General features: G+C 61.6%; 22 protein-coding genes. All 22 read right to left on the bottom strand.

The genetic code is table 11. The features are described 5' to 3' along the window. Positions 1–6: 6 nt before the first annotated feature. Positions 7–1,044 (bottom strand): cell division protein FtsQ/DivIB, encoded by a 1,038-nt coding sequence (locus H8S02_RS04425; RefSeq protein ID WP_186969477.1) that lies wholly within the window; start codon positions 1,042–1,044, stop codon positions 7–9. 96 nt (positions 1,045–1,140) lie between these two features. After that, positions 1,141–2,277, bottom strand: coding sequence for an undecaprenyldiphospho-muramoylpentapeptide beta-N-acetylglucosaminyltransferase (murG, locus tag H8S02_RS04420; RefSeq protein WP_186969476.1), 1,137 nt, complete (start codon positions 2,275–2,277; stop codon positions 1,141–1,143). A gap of 172 nt (positions 2,278–2,449) precedes the next feature. Continuing rightward, a complete protein-coding gene (locus H8S02_RS04415; protein WP_186969475.1) occupies positions 2,450–3,718 on the bottom strand; it encodes an FtsW/RodA/SpoVE family cell cycle protein in 1,269 nt (422 codons plus the stop codon). A gap of 24 nt (positions 3,719–3,742) precedes the next feature. Beyond that, on the bottom strand, positions 3,743–4,717 hold the full coding sequence (gene mraY, locus H8S02_RS04410) for a phospho-N-acetylmuramoyl-pentapeptide-transferase (protein ID WP_186969474.1): 975 nt from the start codon (positions 4,715–4,717) through the stop codon (positions 3,743–3,745). Beyond that, positions 4,718–6,097: a UDP-N-acetylmuramoyl-tripeptide--D-alanyl-D-alanine ligase gene (locus H8S02_RS04405; protein ID WP_186969473.1), complete on the bottom strand. Its 1,380-nt coding sequence runs from the start codon at positions 6,095–6,097 to the stop codon at positions 4,718–4,720. A 263-nt stretch (positions 6,098–6,360) separates the two neighbouring features. Then, entirely contained in the window at positions 6,361–7,797 is a 1,437-nt protein-coding gene (locus H8S02_RS04400) for a UDP-N-acetylmuramoyl-L-alanyl-D-glutamate--2,6-diaminopimelate ligase (RefSeq protein WP_186969472.1), read from the bottom strand. An 11-nt stretch (positions 7,798–7,808) separates the two neighbouring features. After that, positions 7,809–10,217, bottom strand: a complete 2,409-nt coding sequence (locus H8S02_RS04395; protein WP_186969471.1) for a penicillin-binding transpeptidase domain-containing protein — start codon at positions 10,215–10,217, stop codon at positions 7,809–7,811. A gap of 318 nt (positions 10,218–10,535) precedes the next feature. Then, positions 10,536–11,027: a hypothetical protein gene (locus H8S02_RS04390; protein ID WP_186969470.1), complete on the bottom strand. Its 492-nt coding sequence runs from the start codon at positions 11,025–11,027 to the stop codon at positions 10,536–10,538. Positions 11,028–11,071: 44 nt separating this feature from the next. Continuing rightward, positions 11,072–12,007 (bottom strand): 16S rRNA (cytosine(1402)-N(4))-methyltransferase RsmH, encoded by a 936-nt coding sequence (rsmH, locus tag H8S02_RS04385; RefSeq protein ID WP_186969469.1) that lies wholly within the window; start codon positions 12,005–12,007, stop codon positions 11,072–11,074. A 16-nt stretch (positions 12,008–12,023) separates the two neighbouring features. Then, positions 12,024–12,443, bottom strand: a complete 420-nt coding sequence (gene mraZ / locus H8S02_RS04380) for a division/cell wall cluster transcriptional repressor MraZ (RefSeq protein WP_243023694.1) — start codon at positions 12,441–12,443, stop codon at positions 12,024–12,026. Between the two features lie 288 nt (positions 12,444–12,731). Beyond that, entirely contained in the window at positions 12,732–13,187 is a 456-nt protein-coding gene (locus H8S02_RS04375) for a hypothetical protein (RefSeq protein ID WP_118685900.1), read from the bottom strand. A gap of 2 nt (positions 13,188–13,189) precedes the next feature. Continuing rightward, on the bottom strand, positions 13,190–13,675 hold the full coding sequence (gene coaD / locus H8S02_RS04370) for a pantetheine-phosphate adenylyltransferase (protein ID WP_186969574.1): 486 nt from the start codon (positions 13,673–13,675) through the stop codon (positions 13,190–13,192). A 7-nt stretch (positions 13,676–13,682) separates the two neighbouring features. Continuing rightward, positions 13,683–14,237, bottom strand: a complete 555-nt coding sequence (rsmD, locus tag H8S02_RS04365) for a 16S rRNA (guanine(966)-N(2))-methyltransferase RsmD (RefSeq protein ID WP_186969468.1) — start codon at positions 14,235–14,237, stop codon at positions 13,683–13,685. A gap of 632 nt (positions 14,238–14,869) precedes the next feature. After that, the gene (gene uvrC, locus H8S02_RS04360) at positions 14,870–16,693 is read right to left on the bottom strand and encodes an excinuclease ABC subunit UvrC (RefSeq protein WP_186969467.1); all 1,824 of its coding nucleotides are present in this window, start codon (positions 16,691–16,693) and stop codon (positions 14,870–14,872) included. 94 nt (positions 16,694–16,787) lie between these two features. Further along, positions 16,788–17,051 carry an HPr family phosphocarrier protein gene (locus H8S02_RS04355; RefSeq protein WP_118685905.1) on the bottom strand — a complete coding sequence of 88 codons (264 nt, stop codon included), beginning with the start codon at positions 17,049–17,051 and terminating at the stop codon, positions 16,788–16,790. A gap of 378 nt (positions 17,052–17,429) precedes the next feature. Then, positions 17,430–19,823: an endonuclease MutS2 gene (locus H8S02_RS04350; RefSeq protein WP_186969466.1), complete on the bottom strand. Its 2,394-nt coding sequence runs from the start codon at positions 19,821–19,823 to the stop codon at positions 17,430–17,432. Between the two features lie 116 nt (positions 19,824–19,939). Beyond that, positions 19,940–20,326, bottom strand: coding sequence for a hypothetical protein (locus H8S02_RS04345; RefSeq protein WP_186969465.1), 387 nt, complete (start codon positions 20,324–20,326; stop codon positions 19,940–19,942). 147 nt (positions 20,327–20,473) lie between these two features. After that, positions 20,474–21,229 (bottom strand): DNA repair protein RecO, encoded by a 756-nt coding sequence (recO, locus tag H8S02_RS04340; protein WP_186969464.1) that lies wholly within the window; start codon positions 21,227–21,229, stop codon positions 20,474–20,476. Positions 21,230–21,232: 3 nt separating this feature from the next. Further along, the gene (era, locus tag H8S02_RS04335) at positions 21,233–22,126 is read right to left on the bottom strand and encodes a GTPase Era (protein ID WP_118685909.1); all 894 of its coding nucleotides are present in this window, start codon (positions 22,124–22,126) and stop codon (positions 21,233–21,235) included. A gap of 660 nt (positions 22,127–22,786) precedes the next feature. Next, the gene (locus tag H8S02_RS04330; protein ID WP_186969463.1) at positions 22,787–23,257 is read right to left on the bottom strand and encodes a diacylglycerol kinase family protein; all 471 of its coding nucleotides are present in this window, start codon (positions 23,255–23,257) and stop codon (positions 22,787–22,789) included. After that, a complete protein-coding gene (ybeY, locus tag H8S02_RS04325) occupies positions 23,250–23,783 on the bottom strand; it encodes an rRNA maturation RNase YbeY (RefSeq protein WP_243166410.1) in 534 nt (177 codons plus the stop codon). Before ybeY ends, H8S02_RS04330 begins: the two co-directional genes overlap by 8 nt. Before the next feature lie 2 nt (positions 23,784–23,785). Beyond that, positions 23,786–24,757: a PhoH family protein gene (locus H8S02_RS04320; protein ID WP_186969572.1), complete on the bottom strand. Its 972-nt coding sequence runs from the start codon at positions 24,755–24,757 to the stop codon at positions 23,786–23,788. Between the last annotated feature and the right edge of the window lie 452 nt (positions 24,758–25,209).

Raw genomic sequence — 25,209 nt, 5'->3', positions numbered from 1 at the left:
AATACGTTATTCGCTGTAATCCGACTCGTCGGAATAGTCCGAGTCGTCATACGAATCGTCATAGCTGTCGTCATACGAGTCATCGCCGCTGTCATCGTAGCTGCTGTCATCGTAGCTGCTGTCATCGTAGTACGTCGTATCGTCCGACGAGGTATCCGTGCTGTCCGAGGTATCGGCGCTGTCCGAGGTATCGCTGCTGTCCGTGGTCGAGCTGTCCGTCGAGGTCTGCGCATTGTTCTTCTGCGAATCGGTCAGCCCGTTTTCGCCGTCCGGGTTCTGTGCGATGGTGTTCATCGCATCCGCCGCACCCGAAACGCTGCCCGAACGCGCGACCTCCTCGGCCGTCTCGGGCACAAAGTGCATCCTGCCCTCATCGTCCCAGTACAGCCTGCCGATATCCGAAGGAGAAAGCCGCTCGGACATGACCGTCTGCGCGAAGCGGATGCGGTAGGACAGGTCGCTGTCCACCGCGCCGATGCGCAGGTCAAAGCGTCCGCCGCAGCCGATGCGCACATCGGTCAGCTCCTGCAAATTGATGAACTGAAGATCGTCGGCCATCTGCTGCTCACTGAGCGCCTGCATGATCTCGAGATAGGCGCTCACCGCCGCGTCGGTCTGCGGCGCGATCTCCTTGCCGGTCTGCATCTGTGCGCCCTCGAGGCCGGTCACGACCGCAAGGCCGCCGTCCGAGGTGCTCTGCTCGAGGATCTTACCCGTGCTGCTGATGTAGTAGTACGAGCCGTCCTCCGCCTTGACCGCCGCCGCCGCGCGGCACTCGGTCACGGTCAGCACGAGCGCGTCAGGCAGATGCCTGCGGATGCGCACAGAGTCGAGATAGGGCAGCTTTTCGAGCAGATGCTCCTGCACCTTCATCTTGTTCCAGAGATAGAGATTGTCGCCCTTGCTGATGTCGAGCGCGTTCGTGATCTCCTCGGCGGAGTATTTTTCCGCGCCCTCGACCGAGATCGTGTTCACCTTGAAAAAGATGGTCATCATCACGATCGCCGCCGCCGTCAGCAGCAGGAGCAGCACCGCACGGCTCAAGGCGTGCAGTGCGCGTCTGAATTTTCCGGGCCGGCGCCGTCGCTTTCTGCGCGGAGGCGCCGGCGCTTTTCTGTTCTCATTCATGCGTGTTCCGCCTTACTTGCCGTGGTTTTCGATCGCCCGGAGGATCTCACGGTAGATCTTTTCGCTCGCGTCGTGCGCCGCCAGCACGGTCGCGTTCTCGCCCATCGCGTGCAGCCGCAGCGGGTCGGACAGCATATCGCCGATCTCGTCATACAGCTTCTGCGGCGTGGCATCCTTTTCGAGCAGCACGCGGCAGCCGCCTGCCGACTCGAGCGCGCGCGCGTTCTTCTCCTGATGGTTCTCCGCGACGAAGGGGGACGGCACGAGCAGCGCCGGACGGCCGAGCATGCACAGCTCGCCGAGCGTCGCCGCACCTGCGCGGCACACGATAAGGTCGGCCGCCGCCATGCGGTCCGCCATGTCGTAGATGTATTCGGTGTACTGGATATTCGGGTGGTTCTCGAAGTCCGCGCCCTGCTCGCGCGCCATTTTCGGCAGCCATTCGCGCGCCGCCGCGCCGGTGGCGTGGACATGGTGGTAGGAAACGCCGTTTTTGCACTCGAGCGCGAGGGTTCCGGCCATGTGCTCGTTCATGTACTTCGCGCCCATCGAGCCCCAGAACGAGACGACAAGCTGGTCGTTCTCGCCGAGGCCGAACTTCGCGCGCGCCTTTTCCCGGCTTGCCGCGAGGATCTCACCGCGCACCGGCGCGCCGGTCAGGATGATCTTTTCGTCGCCGCCGAGCAGCTTTTTCGCCTGCTCGAAGCAGACGAGCACGCGGTCTGCCTTTTTCGCGAGCATCTGCGTGACCTTGCCGGGCAGAGCGTTGACCTCGAGCAGGACGGTCGGGATGCCGAGCTCCTGCGCGGCCTTGACAACCGCGAAGGACGCATAGCCGCCGCAGCCGATGACGCAGTCCGGACGCGCCGCCTTCAGCAGCTTTTTCGCCTTCGCGACCGCAGAGACCGCGAGCTTTGCGGCCTTGATGTTGTGCAGGATGCCCTTCGGGCTCATCGAGCGCGACAGGCCGATGATCTCGATGGCGTCGAGCGGATAGCCCTCGCGCGGAACGAGCTTGTTCTCGATGCCGCGGGCCGAGCCGGCGAAGCGGATGACCGTCTCCGGCTGGCGCTTTTCAAAATATCGTGCGATAGCGAGGCCGGGCGTGACATGACCGCCCGTTCCGCCTCCGGTAATATAAAGTCTCATCGTAAATTTTCCCCCTCTCGCCTGCGCGGCAGGCGAAATTTATTCTGAATATAAAACTGAATGTGCGGAATGCTTTGAACGGCAGACAGCGCGTTTCTGTCTCCCCTTCACAGCCCTCCGCGCGGCGGAACGGGATCTCTCCCCCCGCCGCAGCGGTCTGTAACTGCTTTTGCTATTCTGTTCGCGCCTCTATGCGCATATACCGCGAGACATTGAGCAGGATGCCCATTTCCGCGAGCTGGAGCATGAGCGCGGTGCCGCCGTAGCTGAAGAACGGCAGGGACGCGCCGGTGACGGGCATGAGGCCCGTGACGACGAACAGGTTCATGATGGTCTGGATGGCGAGCTTCGCGGTGATGCCGGTCGCGAGCAGCATGCCCATGCGGTCGGGCGAGGAGCGCGCGATGCGCAGGCCGCGCCAGATCAGATAGGCGAAGACCGCGATGACGGCGAGCGCACCGATGAGGCCCATCTCCTCGCACCAGGTCGCGAAGATGAAGTCGTTGTGCGGCTCGGGCAGGTACAGCTGCTTCTGCATGCCGTTGCCGAGGCCGCGGCCGAACAGTCCGCCCGAGCCGATGGCGATCTGACCCATGGCGGCCTGAAAGCCGGTGTCGCGCATATCCGAGAACGGGTCGAGCCAGATATTCACGCGGTTGCGTACATGCTCGAACGTCAGATACGAGGCGAACGCGCCGAGAGCGGCGAGGATGCCTGCCGGAATGAGGAACCAGATGCGCAGACCGGCGGCGATCAGCATGATGAGACCGATGCCGCAGGTGATGATGATTGCGGAGTTATGCGGCTCCTTCGCGAGCAGGAAAACATAGACCGCGAGCAGCGCGCCGTACGGGTAGAGCAGCTTTTTCCAGTGCTGCACGTCGCGGTACTTCGTGGACGCCCACGCCGCGAAGCAGATGATGACCGCGTCCTTCGCGAGCTCGGACGGCTGAAAGCCGAACAGCCAGCGCGTCGCGCCCTTGGTCGTCGTGCCGACGCCCGGAATAAGCACCAGGATCAGCAGGAAAACGCTGAGCGCGATCGCCGGGATGGTCAGATATTTATAGTCGTGATAGTCCCACTTGCTCAGCAGGAACATGGCAATAAGGCCGCCTGCCGCCCACCTGAGCTGTCTTGCGATGAAGTAGGTCGCGCTGCCCTGCGTGTACAGCGCGTTCGAGTAGCTCGCGGAGAACAGCGCGATCAGGCCGACGAGCAGCAGCAGCAGCGTTGCGCACATGGTCGGCATATCGATCGTGTGCGGCTTTCGCGCGCGTCGCTGCGGCTTTGCCGGACGCTTCGCGGACGCCGGGCGGTAGGACTGCCGCGGCATCGGCTGGCGCGAGGGACGCGGCGCCGGATAGGCTGCGCCGCCCGGTGCGGGCCGTCCCGCTCTCCGGCGGCTGCCCGAGCCGCGCGGCTGTCTTGTTGACGATGTCATTGTGCCACCTCCGAGGGGGATGCGTTACGGCAGCGCGACAAAATACGCCGCGAGGCACAGCACGATCGTGACCGCAGTAAACGTGAGCACGATGCGCTTTTCGCCCCAGCCGCACATTTCAAAGTGATGATGGATAGGCGCCATCTTGAACAGGCGCTTGCCGTGCGTTGCCTTGAAGTAAGTGACCTGCAGGATGACCGACAAGGTCTCGATGATGTAGATGAGACCGACGAGCAGTAGGATGAGCGGCATATCGCACGCGAAGGCCATGCCTGCGACCGCGCCGCCGAGGAACAGCGAGCCGGTGTCGCCCATGAACACCTTCGCAGGGTTGAAGTTATAGATCAGAAAGCCGAGCAGGCCGCCCGCCAGCGCGCCGGCGAAGATGGTCACGCCGGTGTTGCCGATGCGCGCGCCGACCGCCGCGAAGAATACCGCGACCGGCACCGTGACGCTCGCGGCGAGGCCGTCGATGCCGTCGGTGAGGTTGACTGCATTATCCGCGCCGACGATGACGAAGGCCGCGAAGATGATGTAGACCGGCCACGGCAGATCGATCGAGATGCCGGTGAACGGGATCATGAGCGACGGCAGGCCGTCCGACTCGAGGAACAGCACGAGGATGAACACCGCCGCGACCAGAATCTGAAGCACGAGCTTCTGTCTGGGCGTCAGGCCTGCGTTCTCCTTCTTCTTGATCTTTGCGTAGTCGTCCACCAGACCGACCGCGCCGTAGGCCACCGACAGGCCGAGGATGGCCAGCGCGTGAACCGACAGCGTGCCGGTAATGAGGCCGCCGAGGATGACGGCGAGCGCGATGCCGATGATGAACATGAAACCGCCCATCGTCGGGATGTTCTGTTTGTTCATATGCCACTTCGGTCCGATCTCAAGAATTTTCTGACCGAATTTCATCTTGCGCAGATAGCGGATGACCGACGGGCCGATGGCGGCCGTGATCACAAACGCGATCGCGCAGCAGATAAGTGCCTGCTTCATTTATTCAACTTCCTCCCCTAAAAACAGTGCGAGTGCGCGCTCCATGCGCATGCCGCGGCTGCCCTTGAACAGCAGCGCGTCGCCCGGCTTTGCGTCCGCACGCAGCTTTTCGACCAGCTCATTCTGGTCGGTGAAGGCGTGGACCGCTGTCATCCCCTTTTCCTCCGCGCCGCGCGCGATGGCGTCCGCCGAAGGGCCGTAGGCGTAGAGCACATCCGCGTGCTCCGCGGCAGCTCTGCCTGCACGGCGGTGCCCCTCCTCGGTATAGTCTCCGAGCTCGAGCATCGAGCCGAGCACCGCTATGCGGCGGCCAGTATCGCCCATCGTGCCGAGCACGCCGAGCGTGGCCTCCATCGCGTCCGGGCTTGCGTTGTAGCAGTCGGCGTAGATGCGGAAGCCGTTCTGCTCATAGATGTTCTGGCGCATGCCGCTCGCGGTGTAGGACACGAGACCCGTTCGGATGTTCTCGACCGTCTCGCCCATCAACAGGCCGACGGACGCCGCCGCGAGAGCGTTCAGTACATTGTGCGCGCCCGGGATGGACAGCTTTGCGGTGAAGCTGCCGCCGACCGGCAGCATCTCCGACGGCAGACCGTTGTTTATGACGGTAAAGCTGCCGTCCGGATGCAGGTGCGCGACGAGGTCGCACGCCTGGTTCTCCATGCCGTAGGTATAGACCGTGCAGCCGAGGCTGTCACGCTTGTCCCAGAGCAGCGGCTCGTCGCCGCACAGAACGGCAGCGCCGCCCTGCCGCAGACCCTCGAGGATCTCGAGCTTGGCCCTGCAGATGCCCTCGCGCGAGCCGAGGAACTCGATGTGCGAGGTGCCGATGTTGGTGATGACGGCATAATCCGGCTGCGCACTCGCCGTCATGCGCGACAGCTCGCCGAAGTGGTTCATGCCCATCTCCGCGACCATGACCTCGGTGTCCTTCGTCATGCGCATGAGCGTCAGCGGCAGGCCGATCTCGTTGTTGAGATTGCCCTCGGTCTTTTCCGCGCGGAACTGCTGCGCGAGCACGGCGTAAAGCAGCTCCTTGGTCGTGGTCTTGCCGACCGAACCGGTCACGCCGACGACCGAGCCGCCGCACATCATGCGGTAGCCGCCCGCCAGATCGAGCAGCGCCTGCGAGGTGTTCCCGACGTAGAGCGCCGGGACCGGATACTCCTCGCACGCCCGATGGCTCATGACCGCCGCCGCGCCGTTTTCGAGCGCCTTTCCGATGAAATCATGGCCGTCGAAGCGCTCGCCCGCGAGCGGCAGGAACAGTGCCTCCTGTGGAATGCGACGCGAGTCGGTCGAGACTGCGGTGAGCACAGCGTCTCCCGCCGTCTCGCCCTTCGTCCACTCCGCCGCCTGCGCCAGTGTAAATCGTTCCATGCCGTTTCCCCCAGTGTAAATATCAAAATTCCGCCGCTGCTTGCAGCGATCTGAGGCTGTCATTGACAGCCTCTCGCCCGAAACCACGCTTTCGAGCGAAGATTGAAGAAAAACCGCGCCCTACGGGCACATTTTTTCTTCCCTTGTATAATTTCCGTGATACATGCTCCCGGAAATTATGAATTTGCTTCGCAAATTCTATTAAATGCGTGCTGTCGCACGAAGTGCCCAGTCAAAAGCTGATGGACTTTTGAAGTCCCCTATCAGTTTTTGAAATATTCTGCGACGATTTCACGTTCGTCCATGTGATGCTTCACATGGTTGACCTCCTGATAGGTCTCGTGACCCTTGCCCATGAGGACGATGATGTCGTCCTTCTGTGCATGCTCGAGCGCCCAGTGGATGGCCGCCGGGCGGTCAACGATGACCTGCATCGGGGTCTTGCTGTCCTTCATGCCCTCGAGGATGTCGTCGATGATGGCCTTCGGCTCCTCGGTGCGCGGATTGTCGCTCGTGACGATGCAGAAGTCCGCAAGGTCAGCGGCGATCCTGCCCATCTTCGGGCGCTTGGTCCTGTCGCGGTCGCCGCCGCAGCCGAACAGCGCGACAACGCGGCCCTTTGCGAAGCCGCGGACGGCCTTCAGCACGTTCTCCACGCCGTCCGGCGAGTGGGCGTAGTCGATGAGCACGGTGTAGTCCGTGTCGGTCGGAACGACTTCCACGCGGCCCTTGACGCCGGTCGCGGTCGCCATGGACTTCGCCGCGTCTGCGAGCGGCATGCCGAGCGAGAGCACCATGCCGAGGGCGTTGAGCGCGTTCTCGACCGAGAAGTGACCCGGAATGGGCAGTCTGACGTGCGCGGTCTCGCCGTTATACCGTGCGTCGAACTCCACGCCGTCCGCGTGCAGCTGAAGATTCGTCGCGCACAGACCCGCCTTTTCATTACCACAGGAATAGGTCAGGCACGGGCACTTCGCGTCCGCGAGCATCTTGTCTGCCGCCGCGTCGTCGAGGTTGATGACGCCTCTGTCGCTGACGGTGAACAGGATAGCCTTGGCCTGACGGTAATTCTCCATGGTCTTGTGGAAGTCCAGATGGTCCTGCGTCAGATTGGTGAACGCGCCGACCGCAAAGCGGATGCCGTGCACGCGGTCGAGCACGAGCGAGTGCGAGGAAACCTCCATGATGACATGGGTGCAGCCTGCGTCGCGCATGCGCGCGAACAGCGCGTGCAGCTCGTAGGACTCGGGCGTGGTGCGCTCGGTCTCGATGACCTCGCTGCCGATGAGGTTCTGGTTAGTGCCGATGAGGCCGACCTTGTGGCCAGCGTCCTCGAGCATGTGCTTGACGAGATAGGTCGTGGTGGTCTTGCCGTTCGTACCGGTCACGCCGAGCATGACCATGCTGTCCGCCGGATGGCCGAAGCGGTTCGCCGCGATCTCCGCGAGCGCCTTACGCGAGTTCTCGACGACGACCGCCGGTGCGCCCTCGGGCGCCTCCTCGCACACGACTGCCGCCGCGCCCTGCTCGAGCGCCTTTTCGATATATTTGTGGCCGTCGGTCGCGTAGCCGCGGATGGCGACGAACAGATCGCCCTTGCCGACCGCACGCGAGTCGTAGCGCACTTCACCGATCTCGGCTTCGCCGTCCGCCGTGCTCGAAAGCACGGCGACGCCCTTCAAAAGTTCCTGCAATTTCATAAAACGTCCTCCTATCGGTCGTTGACCGTGGTTGTATCGGAAAATTCTACTGTGATGACCGAGCCTATGCTCACCTTTGTACCTGCCGCAGGCGACTGGCTGCTCGCGGTGGTGTCGCCCGTGATCTGCGAAGTGGCGACGCCGCGCTGCTTGAGATACAGGCCATACTCCTCGAGCGTATCCCGGCAGGTATCCGGGTCCATGCCGCTCACATCAGGCACCTCGATCTGCTCGGTCGGCTTCTCTTCACCCATGTAGAGGATGACTCGGCCGCTCGCCGGGATGCGGATGCCGCTCGACGGCACCTGATCGGTAACGGTCTCGCCCTCGCCGTGGATGATGTACTCAAAGCCGCTGTTCGTCAGCGCCTCGTCCGCTGCGTCGCGCGTCATGCCGATCACATTCGGCACGGTCTGCTCGCGGCGGTCGCTCTCGTCCTCATCATAGGATGCGGTCACGCCGATGTACGGCAGGACGTCCTCCATGATGCGGCCGACGACCGGAGCGGCGATCGCGCCGCCGCCGTGAGGCGCGGATTCGGGCAGGTCGTTGATGGCAACGAGCACCGCGATCTGCGGATCGTCCATCGGCGCAACGCCGATGAAGGAGGCGGTGTAGCGGTCCTCGGTGTCGGTGATCTTGCCGGTCTCGTCGCGCTCCTTCTCGATCTCGGAGGTCGCGGTCTTGCCGCCGATGCGGTAGCCGGTGACGTAGGCGTTCTTGCCGGTGCCGGCTGCGACGACCTGCTCCATCGCCTCGCGCATATAGGCGGAGGTGTCCTCGGAGATGACCTGCCGCAGCACCTCGGGATCGGTCGTGGACTTGATCGTACCGTCGGCATTCAGCACGTTTTTGACAACGTATGGCTTTTTGAGTTTGCCGTCGTCCACGATCGCGCTGACCATGGTGATCATCTGCATCGGGGTGACGGTAAAGCGCTGACCGAAGGACGCGGTCGCGAGCGCGACCTCGTTCCAGTCGCTCGTCTCACTGGTGTTGTGGAACTGGCCGCGGCTCTCGCCCGGCAGGTCGATGCCGGTCTGATCGAGCAGGCCGAAGGCTTTGTAAAACTCATAAAACCGCGCCATGCCGACCTTCTGGACGATCTGCATCATCGCGACGTTGCACGAATTCATCAGCGCCTCGGTCAGCGTCTGCATGCCGTGGCCGCTCGTGTTCGCGCAGTTGATCGGCTCCTTCCAGTCGCCTACCATCAGCGAGCCGCCGCAGTAGAACGAGCTGTCCTCGTTCACCTCGCCCAGCTCATAGGCCGTAGCGACGGTCATGAGCTTGAAGGTGGAGCCCGGCTCGTAGTTGTCGGAAACGACCGGGTTGCGCCAGGTCTTCATGAGGATGTTGACGCGCGCCGAGCCGAGCTTGCTGACGATGTCGTCGTTCTTCTGAAGCTCCTCGGGCAGATTCGCAAGGCCGCCCTCCTCATACCATTTATCCGGGATGACCGCGGCGATCTTCGCGTCAGTCAGGATCTTCTGCACGTCGGTCTTGAGCTCGTTGATATAGACCTCGCTGGTCAGATGGTAGGCGTCGTTCGGGTCGAAGTCCGGCAGATTCGCCATCGCGAGCACCTCGCCGGTCTTGATGTTCATGACGATGCCGGAAACACCGTCGCGCGCCTCCGGATTGTCCGCGAACGCGGTCTCGAGATGCTTCTCGAGGTAGTTCTGAATATCGCTGTCGATGGTCAGGACGAGCGAGTTGCCGTCCTTGGCCGGGATATACTGCTGCGTGTCCGGAACGATGTCCTCGTTCTGGGCGTTCTGCACGCGCACGATGCGGCCGGCCGTGCCGGAAAGCTCGTCGTTGTACTGCGACTCGATGCCGTAGGCGCCGTTGTTGTCGCTGCCGACGTAGCCGAGCACGGCGGACAGGAACGAGCCGTGCTGATAATAGCGCTTGGTGTCCGGCTCGGAGTACACGCCGGTGCAGCCGGCGGCCTCGAGCTTGGCGTTGAGCTCCTTGGTGACGTCCTTGTCGACCTTCTGCGCGATGATCTCGTATTCCGAGTCGGTCTTGTTCAGCTTCTCCATGACGCTGTCATAGCTGACGTCGAGCGTCTCGGAAAGGATGGTCGCGAGCGTCTGACGCTGGACGTCGGCGGTCACGCCGTTCTTCTCCTTGGTCTCGGACACGACCGCCTTGGGCGATACCGTGATGCGCTCGACCTCGGCGGACTCGGCGAGCACCTGCATGTTCGCGTCGTAGATCTTGCCGCGGTTCGGGGTGATGAAGGTATCGCGCGTCTGGAGCGAGGTGGCCTTCTGGATATAGAAGTCGTGGTGGAACACCTGCATATAGAGCAGGCGCACGCCGACCAGACCGAAGCCGATGACCAGAAACAGCGCCGTGAGCACGCGCAGACGCATCGTCATATTAACTCTGGGCTTTTTCTTCTCTCCCATAGAAAAAATATCCTCCGAAATAAACAAAAGCCTATCTCCTCCTGCCGCATTCCGGCAAAGCCGGAACAGGCAGGACAGGCCTGCCGCAGCAGGCCGCGTTAAAATCTCCAAGAAAGTCAGGGCGTGTACCTGACTTTCTTACCTCTGCCCGCGCCGGGGCGGCGCGGCCTCGTCCGCCGTGCGGACGAGAGGGGGGTATCCCCGGCGGTTTCTCCGGAACCGACGGGGTATCCAGGGGGGACCGGTCCCCCCTGGAAAAATAAAGGGAAGTCAGAAGCATCCCCTTCTCACTCCCCTGTATATATCCTATTCCTTCCGTCAGCGGATATATTCCACGATCGAGGAAAACCACTCCGTCAGACCGGAAACCACGTTTTCAAGCGAGTGCTCGCTGTGCGCGACCGTCACAACGTCCGGACGGGTCAGCTCAACATACTCGATCTGCGAATTATCCATCTTGACCATGCCGAGATCGTCCACAGCGTGCTGCTCTACCTCGGTCATGTCCATGCTGTTCATCTTCTTGGTCGTCAGCGAAACGTTCTCCGCCTGCATCTCGCTGAGGTTGTCGCTCTGCTTGCTCACCTCGGCGGTCAGCTGCGTCAGCTGCATCTGGCAGTAGAGAATGTACGCCGATGCGCCTACCGCCGCCAGAATGCTCAGAATGACGCTCCTGCGCAGGCTTTTTCTGCGGCGCTTCCTCGGCGGCTTCGCCAGCTGAAGGCTGCTCTTGCCCTCCGCCTTGACCTCCGGCAGCTTTTCGTTATATCGTTTATAGGCGGCACTGTCTCTCGTTGCTATTGCTGCCATAAAGCATTACCCTTTCTGCTAAGTCCGTGCACGGCACGCCGTGCTTATATTTTTTCGCACACGCGCAGCTTTGCGCTGCGTGCACGCGGGTTCTCCTCGATCTCTTCATCGCTCGGAAGGATGGGCTTGCGCGGCGTCAGACGCACCTTCGGCTTTTTGCCGCAGACGCATACCGGAAAATCCTTCGGGCAGGTGCAGCCCTGGGCTGCCTGATTGAACGCGGCCTTGACGATGCGGTCCTCAAGGCTGTGGAACGTGATGACAGCGAGACGGCCGCCCGGATTCAGGCAGTCGATCGCCTTTTCCATCGCCTCGCGCACCGCGCCCAGCTCATCGTTTACCGCAATACGGATGGCCTGAAAGCTGCGCTTGGCCGGATGCTGTTTTTCGCGCAGCGCCTTGGCCGGCATGGCGCCGCGAATGATGTCCACGAGCTCCAGCGTGGTCTCGATCGGCTTTTTTCCGCGCTCGCGCTCGATGGCGGCTGCGATCAGCGGAGCATAGCGCTCCTCGCCGTATTCGAACAGGATGTGCCGGATGTCCTCCCGGCTCCACGTGTTGACCACATCCCACGCAGAGAGCGCCTGCTGACGGTCCATGCGCATATCGAGCGGCGCGTCCTTCATATAGGAGAAGCCGCGCTCCGCATGGTCGAGCTGCGGCGAGGAAACGCCGAGGTCGAACAGGATGCCGTCCGCGCCCGAAAGGCCCTGCCCCTCGAGCACGCGGTCGATCTCGCGGAAGTCGCTCTTGACAGTGGTCACGCGGTCCCAGACCGACGCGAGACGGGTCTTCGCGTTTTCAAGCGCCTCGTCGTCGCGGTCGATGCAGATCAGTCTGCCGCCCTCACCGAGCTCCTGCGCGATGTGCAGCGAATGGCCTGCGCCGCCGGTCGTGGCATCCACATAAATGCCGTCCGGCTTGATATTCAGTGCGTCCAGACAAGGCTGGAGCAGAATGGAAACATGATGAAATTCCATATTCACAGCCTCCCGGTTAAAAATCGATTCCTTCCATGTCCGCAGAGATGCTTTCCGCGTCGATCGAGCCGTTGTACTCGTTCCACTTTTCGGTGTCCCAGATCTCGGCATGGTCGAGCAGGCCGACAACAGTTACATCTTTTTCCAGACATGCAAATTCGCGCAGATTACCCGGAATAAGGATACGTCCCTGCGCGTCGAGCTGTGCATCGAAGGCGTTGGCGCAGTAATAGCGCTTGATGCGGCGCGCCTTTTCGCCGTTGCCGAGACTGCGGATGCGTGCTTCGAGCGAAGCCCACTCTGCGTCGGGGTAGACAAAAAGACAGCCGTCGAGGCCCTTTGTGACCGTGAAGTGCTCGCCGAGCTCGTCGCGCAGCTTGGCAGGCATGGCAAGGCGCCCTTTTGCGTCGATGGTATGCCTGTATTCGCCCTTCACCCTGTCTCACCTCACACTCGCTTTCCTGCCGCCTCGATGGAATGCGTGACACTTTGCCCCACATCTCACCACTCTTATTAACATTATAACGGCACAGCGCCTTGAATGCAAGATTTAATTTGTTATATTTTGCAGAAGTTTACCGCTCTGTATTCGCGATTTTGAGCAGATTTTGCAGCTCCGAACACTTGTTCGAAGTTTGCCGCGTGCTTTTTCCGTCCTGCACACTTTTCCCACGAAACAGAAAAAGAGGGACCGCCGCGAAACAGTCCCCCGTGATCTTCATGTTTACTTTGCGATGCTCTTGAAGCGCTGACGGGCCTTGCGGACCTCGTCGAGCGAGAGGGCGACAGCCTCCTCGGTGCGCTTGAGGGTGTCCTCGCAGTACTCATTGGCAACTCTGCGCAGCTCGCGCGCCTGGATTTCGGCGTTGCCCTGCACTTCCTTGGCCTTTTTGCGGGCGGCGACAACGATCTCGGTCTCGGAGACCATCTGGCGCGCGTCCTCCTCGGCCTTGCGGCGGATGGCCTCAGCCTCGCGCTTGCCGGAGGCGAGCAGGTCGTTGCGCTTGGCTACGATGTCCTGCGCAGCCTGCAGGTCGTTCGGCAGAGTGGAGCGCAGCTCGTCAAGCAGGTCGAGCATCTGGTCGCGCTCGAGGATGCACTTCTCGCCAGCCAGCGGAATGCCCTTCGCATCCTGCACCATGTCGTACATACGGTTAATCAGTTCGTCTAAAGTTGCCATATTTAGTCTTCCTTTCGTGTGCGGCGCACGATATCCTGCACGATCTCATCCGGTACGAAACCGGCCACGCTGCCGCCATGTACTGCTATGTCCTTAACCACCGAGGATGACAGGTACATATACTCCGAACTGGTCATAAGGAATACCGTATCAAGATCGGCGTTTAATTTCCGGTTTGCCAGAGCCATTTGGAACTCGTACTCGAAGTCCGATACTGCGCGCAGACCCTTTACGAGCACGCAGGCGTTTTTTCTGCGGGCGTAGTCCGCCAGCAGGCCGCCGAAGCTCTCGATCTCCACGTTCGGGAGGCCGGCCGTCGTGCGCCGGAGCATTTCCATGCGCTCCTCGACGGAGAACATCGGCTTTTTGTTCTGGTTGTGCATCACCGCGACGATCAGCCGGTCAAACAGACCGGAAGCGCGGCGGATGATGTCCAGATGTCCCAGCGTCACGGGGTCGAAGGAGCCGGGATAGATCGCAATTCTCATATTTCTTTTACTCATCCGTTCCGCCGTCCTGCCGACGCAGAACGGTAATCATGGTCGCGCCGTAGCGGCGTTCCCTGACGACCTCGAAGCCGTGGGCGAACCTGTCCTCTACTGCACTTTCACAAATTATTATACCATTTGCAGAGAGAATGTCAAACCTTTCTATGCCGGAAAGCGCATTTTCCAGAATAGTTCCGCCGTAGGGTGGGTCGAGGAAGATAAGGGAATACTTTTTCGCGGCGGCTTTCGCCAGAAAATCGCGTGCCTCGACGCGGTGGAGCGAGGCGCGGTCCTGCACCCGGGCGGTCTGAACGTTCTTCGAGACGACGCTGTACGCCGTGCCGTTGTGCTCGATGAAGTCGCAGTGCGCGGCGCCGCGCGAGAGGGCTTCGATGCCGAGCTGGCCGGTTCCGGCGAACAGGTCGAGGACGTCGGCGTCGCGGACATGGTCCTGAATGAGATTAAAGACGTTTTCTTTGACCCGGTCGGTGGTGGGACGGGTGTTCATGCCGGGGACGGGCTGGAGCCTGCAGCCCCGGGCGGAACCGGAAACAACGCGCATAATATTTTCCTTTCTTAAAAAGAAGTAAACAACTATCCTAAATGTAAATCTCTCGCCGTTCCGGCGGCTTGCCGCCGCAGGCGAAGAATGGCTGCCGATGGGCCAGCCGGGCATTGCCGCCGCCCGGCGGCAGGGGCAAGAGGGGGCCAAGACACCCTCCGGGTTTCTTATCCCCCTCTTGACACCCCCCACATTTTCCCTCGGACGCGACGCCCTTCGGTTGCGCGTCTAAAAGCGAGGTGCCCACAGATGTGTTTGGTGTTCCAAGGCTTCATTCTTGATGGAAGCGGAGCCGGTGCAGGTAAATTCAGGGCGGACAAGCGTCCCATAAGCGAAACGACGCACGGAACCGAGCCCCCGTCCCCCCCGTTTAGCCGCGAATGCTTTGCTGAGCGGCCAGCGGAAGGTCAAAGGGGTGTCAAGAGGGGACATAGGAAACCGCAGGTGTCCTACGTCCCCTTTTGCCCCTCGCCGTGGGCACGGCGTTCCCTGTCGGCGGGCGCCGACAATCCCCCGCCGCCGGGCGGCGGCCAATGTGCACGCTCACCCTGAGCGTAAATCTCGCCTCCAGCGGTACGCCGCTGTATCGGCGAAAGCTCCGCCGTCAGCAGACGGTAAACCCGTGAAGTCTCTCAGCCTTCCTTATGGAAGAAATCGTAGATTTCTTTGGCCGTGTTCCGCGGGACGATTCTGGCAAGCTCGTTCTCCTCCGCATGGCGGATATTCTCCACGCTGCCGAAGTGCTTCAGCAGCTCTGTGCGGCGCTTGTCGCCCACTCCGGGTATCCGGTCGAGCGTCGAGCCGCGCACACGCTTTCCGCCGAGCTTTCGGTTGTACTCGATGGCGAAGCGGTGCACCTCCTCCTGCATCCGGCCGACAAGCGCGAACAGCGCAGGCGTTGCCGAAATGCCGAACTCGCGCCCGTCCGGGGCGATGAGCGCACGGGTGCGGTGATGGTCGTCCTTGACCATGCCGAAGCACGGCACCGACAGCCCGAACGAGTCGAGCACCTCCTTGCAGATGCGCACATGACCCAGACCGCCGTCGATCATGAAGGCGTTCGGCAGCGGCGCGAATTTCTCGTCCCCGTCCGCATAGCGCTGCACGCGGCGCGTCAGCATCTCGCGCATGGACGCATAGTCGTCCTGTCCGTTCGCGGCGCAGGCGATCCTGAACTTGCGGTAGTCGGACTTCTTCGGCTGTCCCTCGACGAAAACGATCATCGAGCCGACCGTGTCCTGTCCGGCGAAGTTGGAAATATCGTAGGCCTCGAGCCGCAGCGGCAGCGCCGCCATGCCGGTCACGCTCTGGAGCAGCTCGAGCGACTTATGACGGCGTTCGGACTGCTTTTCGCGCCGCTCGATCTCCTCATAGGCGTTCTTCTCCGCGAGCCGGGTCAGCACGCGCCGCTCGCCTCTCTGCGGTACGGCCAGCTCTGCCTTTCGTCCGGCGAGCGAGGACAGGTACTCCCCTGCCGCTGCCGCGTCCTCGATCTCATGCGAGAGCAGGACGGTCTTCGGCGCGGCGCCGCGCTGGGCGTAATACTGCTTGACGAAGGCGGACAGCACCTCGGCCGGGTCGCCCCCGGTCAGGTGGAACAGCGTGTACTCCTTGCTTTGCAGCGAGCCGCCGCCGTAATGCAGCACACACACGCACGCACGGGTCTGTCCCTGCACGAACGCGATCGCGTCCAGCTCGGCGAACGCCCCGGCGACCACATGCTGCCGCGTGCCGAGCTTCTGGATGGCGCGCAGACGGTCGCGAAGATCGGCCGCTCGCTCGAACTGCAATTCCTCCGCCGCCTCGTTCATCTTCTCGGTCAGCTCGCGCTCGAGCTGCTTCGCGCCGCCCTCGAAGATGGACGCCGCCTGTAAAATGAGTGCGCGGTACTCCTCGGCGCTGACCCTGCCCGTGCAGGGCGCGCAGCACCGGCCGAGATGCTGGTTCAGGCATGGCCTGTCCTTTCCGATGTCACGCGGAAAGACGCGCGAGCAGGTCGCGAGATGCAGCGCCTCGCTGATCGTGTCGATGGCGCTGAAGGCAGCCTTTCTGCCCATGTACGGGCCGAAATACCGCGCGCCGTCCTCCGCAGGCCGCGAAACGACCGTAAAGCGCGGATAGTCCTGCGTCGTGTCCAGCCGGATATAAGGATAGCCCTTGTCGTCCTTCAGCAGGATGTTGTACTTGGGCTGATATTTTTTTATCATCGAATTTTCGAGCACGAGCGCCTCGAACTCGCTCTCGGTGACGATGATGTCGAAGGTGTCGATATGGCTGACGAGCTGGCGCGTTTTGGCATTCAGGCGCTCGGGCGGCTGAAAATAGTTCGCCACACGGTTGCGCAGCAGCTTGGCCTTGCCGACGTAGATGACCCGGCCGGTCTTGTCCTTGTGCATATATACGCCCGGCTGCATGGGGAGCCGGCGCACGCGCTCTTTCAGCTGTTCTCTTGTCATGGCAGGCCGTTCCTCCCTCGCGGTTTTCGTCCTGTTTCGATAAAAAAGCACCGACCTAAAACAAAAGATCGGTGCTCATTCAGGATGCGATAACTTAGTCAGTAAAATTGGACGTGATCAGCTCGACCAGTGCAGCAACAGCCTCTTCTTCATCCGGGCCGTCTGCGATCAGGTTGATGGTCGTGCCCTTGGTGATGCCAAGGGAGAGAATGCCGAGCAGGCTCTTCGCGTTGACACGACGCTCTTCCTTCTCTACGAGGATCGTCGACTTGAACTCGTTAGCTTTCTGAATAAAAAAAGTTGCCGGACGGGCATATAAGCCTACCTGATTGGTAACCTGTACCTCTTTTGAATACATAATCTGCATCGCTCCTATTTCTTCAAATCCGTTATATATAGTCTATCTCTTTTTCCGGAGTTCGTCAAGGAGAATTTCTCTCCGGCATGTTTGTTTTTTGAATGAATTTTTTCCTGCAAAACCCGGTTTTATCGGTCATATTGCTGTGATTGCTTAAAATAGTTTACCAAAACGCAGTAAAGGCCGCGGTTTTGTTCAGCATTTTTCATAGAAAACCAAGGAGATTTTCCCATGAATTAAAGCATCTTTACTTTATTGCAGGCTCTACCCAGCCGAGTGCTTTCCCCCTCGCCGATACAGCGGCGCACCGCTGTATCGGCGGAAGGTCTCCCCTCTGCTGAGGGTAAAGAACAAAAACCGCCTGTCCCCGACGGGGAATTATTTCAATTCTACGATAGTAACGCCCTGCTCGCCCTCGCCATAGACGCCGCTGCGAACCGACTTGACGCGCTTGTTCTTCCGCAGGTGCTGCTGCACCGCATTTCTCAGCACGCCCGTGCCCTTGCCGTGAATGACAGTGACGGCCGGAAGTCCGGCCATGATCGCGCGCGACAGGAAGTTGTCCACCTCGAACAGTGCTTCCTCCGCGCTCATGCCGCGCACATCCACCTCGCTCTCGGCACTCCGCAGATTGAGCTCCCGGCGCGGTGCGTCGCGGCGCGGCTGCATCTTCGGCTTGGGCGCCGCCTTTTTCTCCTCGACGAGACGTACCTCGTTGACCTTGACCGTCATCTTCATCGGCCCTGCCTGCACCTGCACGCTGCCGTCCCTGTCGGGCGCGGCGAGCACAGTCGCGATGACGCCGCCGACGTTCAACAGGCGAACACGGTCGCCCTTGGCCAGCGGACGGACTTCCTCCGCGTCCACGACGCGCTTCTGGATGCCCCGGCGCTGCTCGTTCTCGGTCTGGGTGATGACGCCGCGCAGAGCCGCCTTTGCGGCGGCAAGATTCTGTTCGCTCGCCTTCTTCTGCGACTGCTTCTTGAGCGTTTCCAGCTCGTCGAACACAGTCTCCGCCGTCATGCGCGCATTCTTGAGGATGTTGTCCGCCTGGCTGCGCGCACCCTCCATCATCTTATCCGCCCGTTCCTCGGCGGCATCGCGCTCCGCACGCATCTTGTCGCGCTCGGACTGGGCGGCGCTCCTCATGCGCTGCGCCTCCTCCTTCATCTTCTCGATGCGGCGGCGCTCGCGCTCAAGCTCAGCCAGAACGTCCTCAAAGCGTGCATCCTCGGTCGAAACCTGCTCCTTCGCGCGGTCGATGATGGTCGGCTGAAGGCCGAGGCGCGCCGCGATGGCGAAGGCGTTGGACTTGCCGGGGATGCCGGTGAGCAGGCGGTAGGTCGGCTGGAGCGACTGTACGTCGAACTCGCACGAGGCGTTCTCCACCCCGTCGGTCGTGAGAGCGAAGGTCTTGAGCTCGGCGTAGTGCGTGGTCGCGGCGACGCACGCGCCCATCTGACGGGCATAGCCGATGACCGCGACGGCGAGCGCCGCGCCCTCGACCGGGTCGGTACCGGCGCCCAGCTCGTCGAACAGCACAAGGTCGCCCTGACCGCAGCAGTCCATGATGGAGACGATGGTCTTCATGTGGGCGGAGAAGGTGGACAGGCTCTGCTCGATGCTCTGCTCGTCGCCGATGTCGGCGTAAACATGCTCGAACAGTCCAATCTCGGACTCCTCGCTCGCCGGGATGTGCAGACCGCTCGCCGCCATGAGCGAGAGCAGGCCGAGCGTCTTGAGGGATACCGTCTTGCCGCCGGTGTTCGGGCCGGTGATGACGAGGGTGTCGTAGTCGTCGCCGATGGCGATGTCGATAGCGACCGCCTTGTCCTTGTCGAGCAGCGGATGACGGGCGCGCAGCAGACGCACGCGGCTGCCGCTCTCGAGGAGCGAGGGCGCTGCTGCATTCATCTCAAAGGAGAGCTTGGCTCGCGCGAAGATAAAATCGAGTGTCGTGAGCGCGTCGTAGTCCTGCTCGATGGCGCCCTTGTACATGGATACCTCAGCAGAAAGCGAGGCGAGGATACGCTCGATCTCGGCCTCCTCGCGGCCCTCGAGCACCTTGATCTGGTTGTTGATCTCAACGACCTGCTGCGGCTCGACGAACACGGTAGCGCCGGTGGACGAGGTGTCGTGCACCAGACCCGGCACGTCGCCGCGGTGCTCAGCCTTGACCGGCACGACGAAGCGGCCGTTTCGCTGGGTGATGATGGTCTCCTGGAGGTACTTGGAGCGCTCGCCCGAGATCATGCGGTTGAGCGTCTCGCGGACCCTGCCGGAGATGCGGCGCAGCTCGCGGCGGATGGAGAGCAGCTCGGGGGACGCGCCGTCCGCGATCTCCTCCTCGGAGACAATGGCGGTGGTGATGGCCTCCTCGAGGCTGCGGTTGCCCGAGAGCAGGCCGAAGATTGGCGAGAGCGCGCTCTTTTCCTCGCTCTCCGCCTCGTAGGCGAGCGCGCGGCGCGCGGTCTGCAAAAGGCTCGCCACGCTCAGCAGCTCGCGCGGATTGAGCGTGCCGCCGCGGTCGGCGCGGATGAGGATCGCGCCTACCTCACGGATGCCGCCGAAGGACGGGCTGCCCTGCCGCACCATGCGGTCCTTCGCGTCCGTGGTCTGGCGCATCCACAGCTCCGCCTGCTCGCGGTCGTCCAGCGGCCGCAGCGCGCGGCATTTTTCCTTGGCCGCCTCCGAGGCCGCCTGCGCGGCCAGCCGCTCGAGTATTTCGTAATATTCCAGTGTTTTAAGGGACTTTTCGCCTAATCTGTTCATTTCAAATCCTCTCAATTATGATTTGGAAATTATTTCAACCTATTGCGCAGGGTTTCGTTGATGGATTACCAATATACATTTACATACCCACGCAACCCTACGACATTTCTATACGTTTACCCCATCCAAACCAGTACCGCCATGACCGCCAGCGACACGATGACAAGCACCATATTCCCGCGCCAGATGCGCAGCAGCGCCGCACCGGTCTCGCCGCTTTCCTCGGCGGTGTACTGCCACTGCTCTCTCCGACCGGGGTTCCAGAACCAGATAAAGCCGAACTCGGCGGCAATGCGCTGATAGTCCTCATTCGGCAGATTGGCCTTGCAGTCGTTCAGGAAGCACCGTCCCAGCCACAGCATATATCCGATGGCGCACAGTACACCAAGCGGCAGCACGAGCATCTTTGCGCTCGGTATGAGCCAGTACAAGGCGATTGCACAAACGTCTGTAAGAATCAGATTTCTCGTTACCTTCCACATGGAGGCTGCTTTGCGATCCATACTGCTGCTCCTTTCTGTCACCCGTTTATTGGGATAGATGAGTATTAGTGTAGAAATGCGTAGAATGTCGTAGAAGAATACACTATTATTCTAAATATTGTATATTTCTCTACGTATTTCTACGACTCTCTACGCGTTTATATACCATCACTTCATCGGCATCTGCAATGACCGATAAAACCGCAGGCTTTCGAATTCTCGTCCAAGGTGGTACTTTACATACTCCTCGGCCATGCCGCAGAACTGCTCTCTGGCGGGTCCGCTGAGTGCGAACGCATACACCTTGTTCGGCTCGGCTGTCAGCGCATGAAGCATCGCCCGCAGGGTACTGTCCACAAGCTGTGCATAACCGCCGACTCTCCCCGCGCACTTTGCGTCCGCGGCTGTGCCCGCCCGAACGGAAAAGCACACCGGCGGGTTCTCTATCACCTCGCCGCACACGCCGCACGAGGTTAAATCCGGCGCGTAGCCGCTCTCCGCCATCACGCGCAGCTCGAAGGCCGCCTTGACGAGTGCCGGGTCGCGCTTTTTCCGCTCGAGGGCGAGCAGCGCCGTCAGCAGAAGCCTGCACAGTGCCGGGCTCTCAAGCCCCGGGTCGCTCAGCGCCGAAGTCAGTTCGCACAGGTAGCAGGCAAGCGCGTAGCGCTCGATGTCCTCGGCAAGGACAAAGAACGAGTGCACGAGGTCGGCCTCGCGCAGGGCGTACTTCTCTCCTCTCTCCGCGAGGATAAACTCAGAAAAGCACAGCTGCCGCGCCGCCGGGTTTGTCTTTTTGCCGCGCCGCGCGTTCTTACAGAGGATTTCCACCTTGCGGCCGTCCTCCGCGAGCACGGTCAGATACCTGTCCCAGTCTCCGAAGTCTACCTCGCGCAGCACGAGCGCGCGCAGCTTCACCTCGGCCACGGGTTACTGCTCCTCGTAGCCGAAGTTGCGCATCTGGTACTGGTTGTTGCGCCAGCCCTCCTTGACCTTGACCCACAGCTCGAGATAGACCTTCGCGTCGAGCATGCGCTCGATGTCGCCGCGCGCCTGCTTGCCGATCTCGCGCAGCATCGCGCCCTGCTTGCCGATGATGATGCCCTTGTGGCTCGCCTTTTCGCAGTAAATGACCGCGTTGATCTCGACGAGACCGTCCTCGCGCTCGTGCCAGCGCTCAATGCCGACGGCGACGCCGTGCGGTACCTCGCGGTCGAGCAGACGGAGCATCTTCTCGCGAATGATCTCCGCGACGAGCTGTCGCTCCGGCTGGTCGGAGACCATATCCTCCGGGAACAGCTGCGGGCCCTCGATGGCGTACTTCGAAAGCTCGCCCAGCAGGTCGTCCAGACCCTCGCCCGTGCGCGCAGAGATGGGCACGACCGCCTCGAACTCGTGCGCTGCGGCGTAGGTCGCGATGACGTTCAGCAGCTCCTCCTTCTTGACCGTGTCGATCTTGTTGATGACGAGGACAGCGGGCATATGATGCGCCTTGATCTGCGCGATCAGGCTCTCCTCGGCCGGACCGATGTTCGCGATCGGCTCGACCACCAGCATCGCCGCGTCCACCTCGGAGACCGTGTCGGTCACGACCTTGCACATATAGTCGCCCAGCTGTGTGCGCGGCTTGTGCAAACCCGGCGTGTCCAGAAAGACGTACTGCGTGCCGTTTTTGTTCAAAAGACCCGTGATGCGCGTGCGCGTGGTCTGCGGCTTGCTCGAAACGATGGCCACCTTCTGGCCGACGAGCTTGTTGGTGAGCGTGCTCTTGCCCACGTTCGGGCGGCCGACGACAGAGACGACCGCAGTCTTGGTTATTTTCATGAAAATATCTCCTAAAGAATTAAACTTTTATCTTCTGCACAGATGTGCGTCCTTTTCTCTTTTACTCTCAGCAGAGAGTTTATCTCCGCCGATACAGCGGTGCGCCGCCGTCTGGCGGCGGAGACAAGAGGGGGCCATGACACCCTCCGGGTTTCTTATCCCCCTCTTGACACCCCCACATCTTCCCTCGGACGCGACTCCCTCCGGTCGCGCGTCTAAAAGCGAGGGGCCCACAGGGGCGTCTGGTGCTCCAAGGGTTCATTCTTGATCGAAGCGGAGCTTTTCGCAGCGCAAAGCAAACGCTCTGCACCGGATGGCCGCGCACTGTTATGCGCGGCGGTTTACGCAAAGTAAATTCAGGGCCTTACAGCGTCCCATAAGCGAAACGATGCACGGAACCGAGCTCTCGTAACCCCCGTTTAGCCGCGCAACCGAAGGGCGTCGCGGCTCGAAGGAGGGTTTGGGGGAGTCAAGAGGGGGAAAGGGAACCATACGGTGCCCTTTTCCCCTTTTGCCCCCCCCGCCGTGGGCACGGCGGCAATGTCCGGCCTGCCCATCGGCAGCCACTCCTCGCCTGCGGCGGCAAGCCGCCGGAACGGCGGAAGGTCTCCCCTCTGCTGAGGGGAAGGAAGAAAGGACGCCTGTCCCCGTTTGGGGCAATTACTGCTTCCTTCCGAAGAAGAAAACGAACCACACGGCCGCCGGAACGGTGACAAGAAAGACCATCGCGAGCCAGAGCCGCGCGGCTAAAAACCGCAGAGCGGCCGCCAGCACGCCGTGCATGAGGAAGATGCACACGCCCACCGCCACGCAGGCGGCCGCGCACACAAACACGGCTGCCGCCGCGATGTCCTTCGCGTCGCGCACCATCCGGTCGTAGCCGCGCGCGGTCTTGTCGCACAGCCGCTCGACCGCCGTGTTCATCAGCTCCGCGCCCATCGTCAGGCCGAAGCACAGGCACAGCACCGCCGCCTCCGTGCTCGTTACATGTCCCATGACGGCCGCCGCCGTCACATAGAACGCCGCGGTCATGTGCACGCGGAAGTTGCGCTCGCCCGTGATGCACAGCCGGAGCCCCCGCCCGGCGTAGAGGAAGCTCTCGCGGAATTTACGGATACGGCTTTTAGCCATCGTCGCGCGTCAGGCCGATCGCCTCGAGGTATTCCTTCTCGCGGCGGCGCATGCGTGCCGTGTCATCCTCGCCCCGCTCGTGGTCATAGCCGAGCAGATGCAGCACGGAATGCGTGGTCAGAAAGCCGCACTCGCGCGCGGCGGAGTGTCCGTATTCCTCGGCCTGCTCGCAGGCGCGCGTGTAGCACAGCACCATGTCGCCGAGCATGACGCGGCCGCTCTCCGGATCGGGCTCGAGATCCTCGCGCGGCGCGCCGTTGTAATAGTCGAACATCGGAAAGCTCAGAACGTCGGTCACCACGTCCTTGTCGCGGAACTCAGCGTTCAGGCGGCGGATCTCCTCTGCGTCTACCACGCGCGCGTCGATCTCCGCGTCGAACGGGATGTTCTCGCGCTCGAGCACGTTCTTCGCGCATTTTTCGATCAGCTCGCGCACGCTGTCCGCGTCCTTGACCTCGGTCTCGAACGTGACGCTGATGAAGTGCTCCGGCTGGAGCTGCATAAACGGTTCCTTGATGATCTTCATGTTTATTTTTCCTCCCTGCGGCGGACGAAGCGGTGCGGCTTTGCCTCCGGTCTGTCTTTCGGTTTCTTGCTTTCATATTCCGCATACGCCTTGACGATGCGCTGCACCAGCTCATGACGTACTACGTCCTTTTCGGTGAGATAGCACTGGGCGATGCCCTCGACGTGGTCGAGCACGCGCAGCGCCTCGCGCAGACCGCTCTGCTTGCCGCCCGGCAGATCGATCTGGGTGATGTCGCCCGTGATGACCGCCTTGGAGCCGAATCCGAGACGGGTCAGGAACATCTTCATCTGCTCGGGGGTCGTGTTCTGCGCCTCGTCGAGGATGATGAAGCTGTCGTCGAGAGTTCGGCCGCGCATGTACGCGAGCGGCGCAACCTCGATCGAGCCGCGCTCCTGGTACTTGGTGAAGTTGTCCGCGCCGAGCATATCGAACAGGCCGTCATACAGCGGACGCAGATAGGGGTCTACCTTGCTCTGAAGGTCGCCGGGCAGGAAGCCGAGCTTTTCGCCCGCCTCGACCGCCGGGCGCGTGAGGATGATGCGCGAGACCTGCTTGTCGCGGAACGCCGCGACCGCCGCCGCTACGGCAAGGTAGGTCTTGCCCGTACCGGCCGGGCCGACGCCCATGACGATGGTGTTCTTGCGGATGGCCTCCATGTAGCGCTTCTGTCCGAGGGTCTTGGCCTTGACCGGCTTGCCCTTGGCCGTGATGCACAGCACATCGCGGCTCATCGTGTGAACCTCGCTCTCGCGGTTTTCGCGCGCAAGACCGATGACGTACTGCACAGTCTGCGTGCCGATGGCCTCGCCGCGGCCTGCCATGGCGAGCAGTGCGCCGATGGTGCGCGTCGCCACGCCCACGTTTTCCGGCTCGCCGGAGATCTTGAGCTCCTGTCCGCGGCTGATGACGGAGATCTCGAGCTCATGCTCGAGCAGCTTGATGTTTTCGTCGAACGCGCCGAACACTGCCATCAGCAGCTCGGTCTGTTCAACAGGGATTAACGTATCTATGAGAAACACCTTCCTTAAAAGGGATATAATTACAGTTTTGTTGCCGCAGGCAATGCGGCCTTTTTTCTTTACCCTCAGCAGAGGGTTTATCTCCGCCGATACAGCGGTGCGCCGCTGGAGGCGAGACTGGCCCTCCCGGGCGGGGGGATGTTCGCCATGACATGGCGTGGCATTGCCGCCGTCTGGCGGCGGAGAGTGCCGGGGTCTCCCGGCGGAGACAAGAGGGGACAGGGCACCGATGGTTCCCTTTCCCCTCTTGACACCCCAGACCCTCCTTTGGACGCGACTCCCTCCGGTCGCGCGTCTAAATGCGAGGGGCCCACAGGGGCGTCTGGTGCTCCAAGGGTATGCTCTTGATTGAAGCGGAGCTTTTCGCAGCGACGGGGTGAGCGTTCTGCACAGGATGGCCGCGC

The sequence above is a fragment of the Agathobaculum hominis genome (genome assembly GCF_014288055.1).
In the GTDB taxonomy this organism is placed as follows: domain Bacteria; phylum Bacillota; class Clostridia; order Oscillospirales; family Butyricicoccaceae; genus Agathobaculum; species Agathobaculum hominis.
Note: the sequence above shows the minus strand (reverse complement) of the source record. Positions and strands in the feature narration are given on the sequence as shown.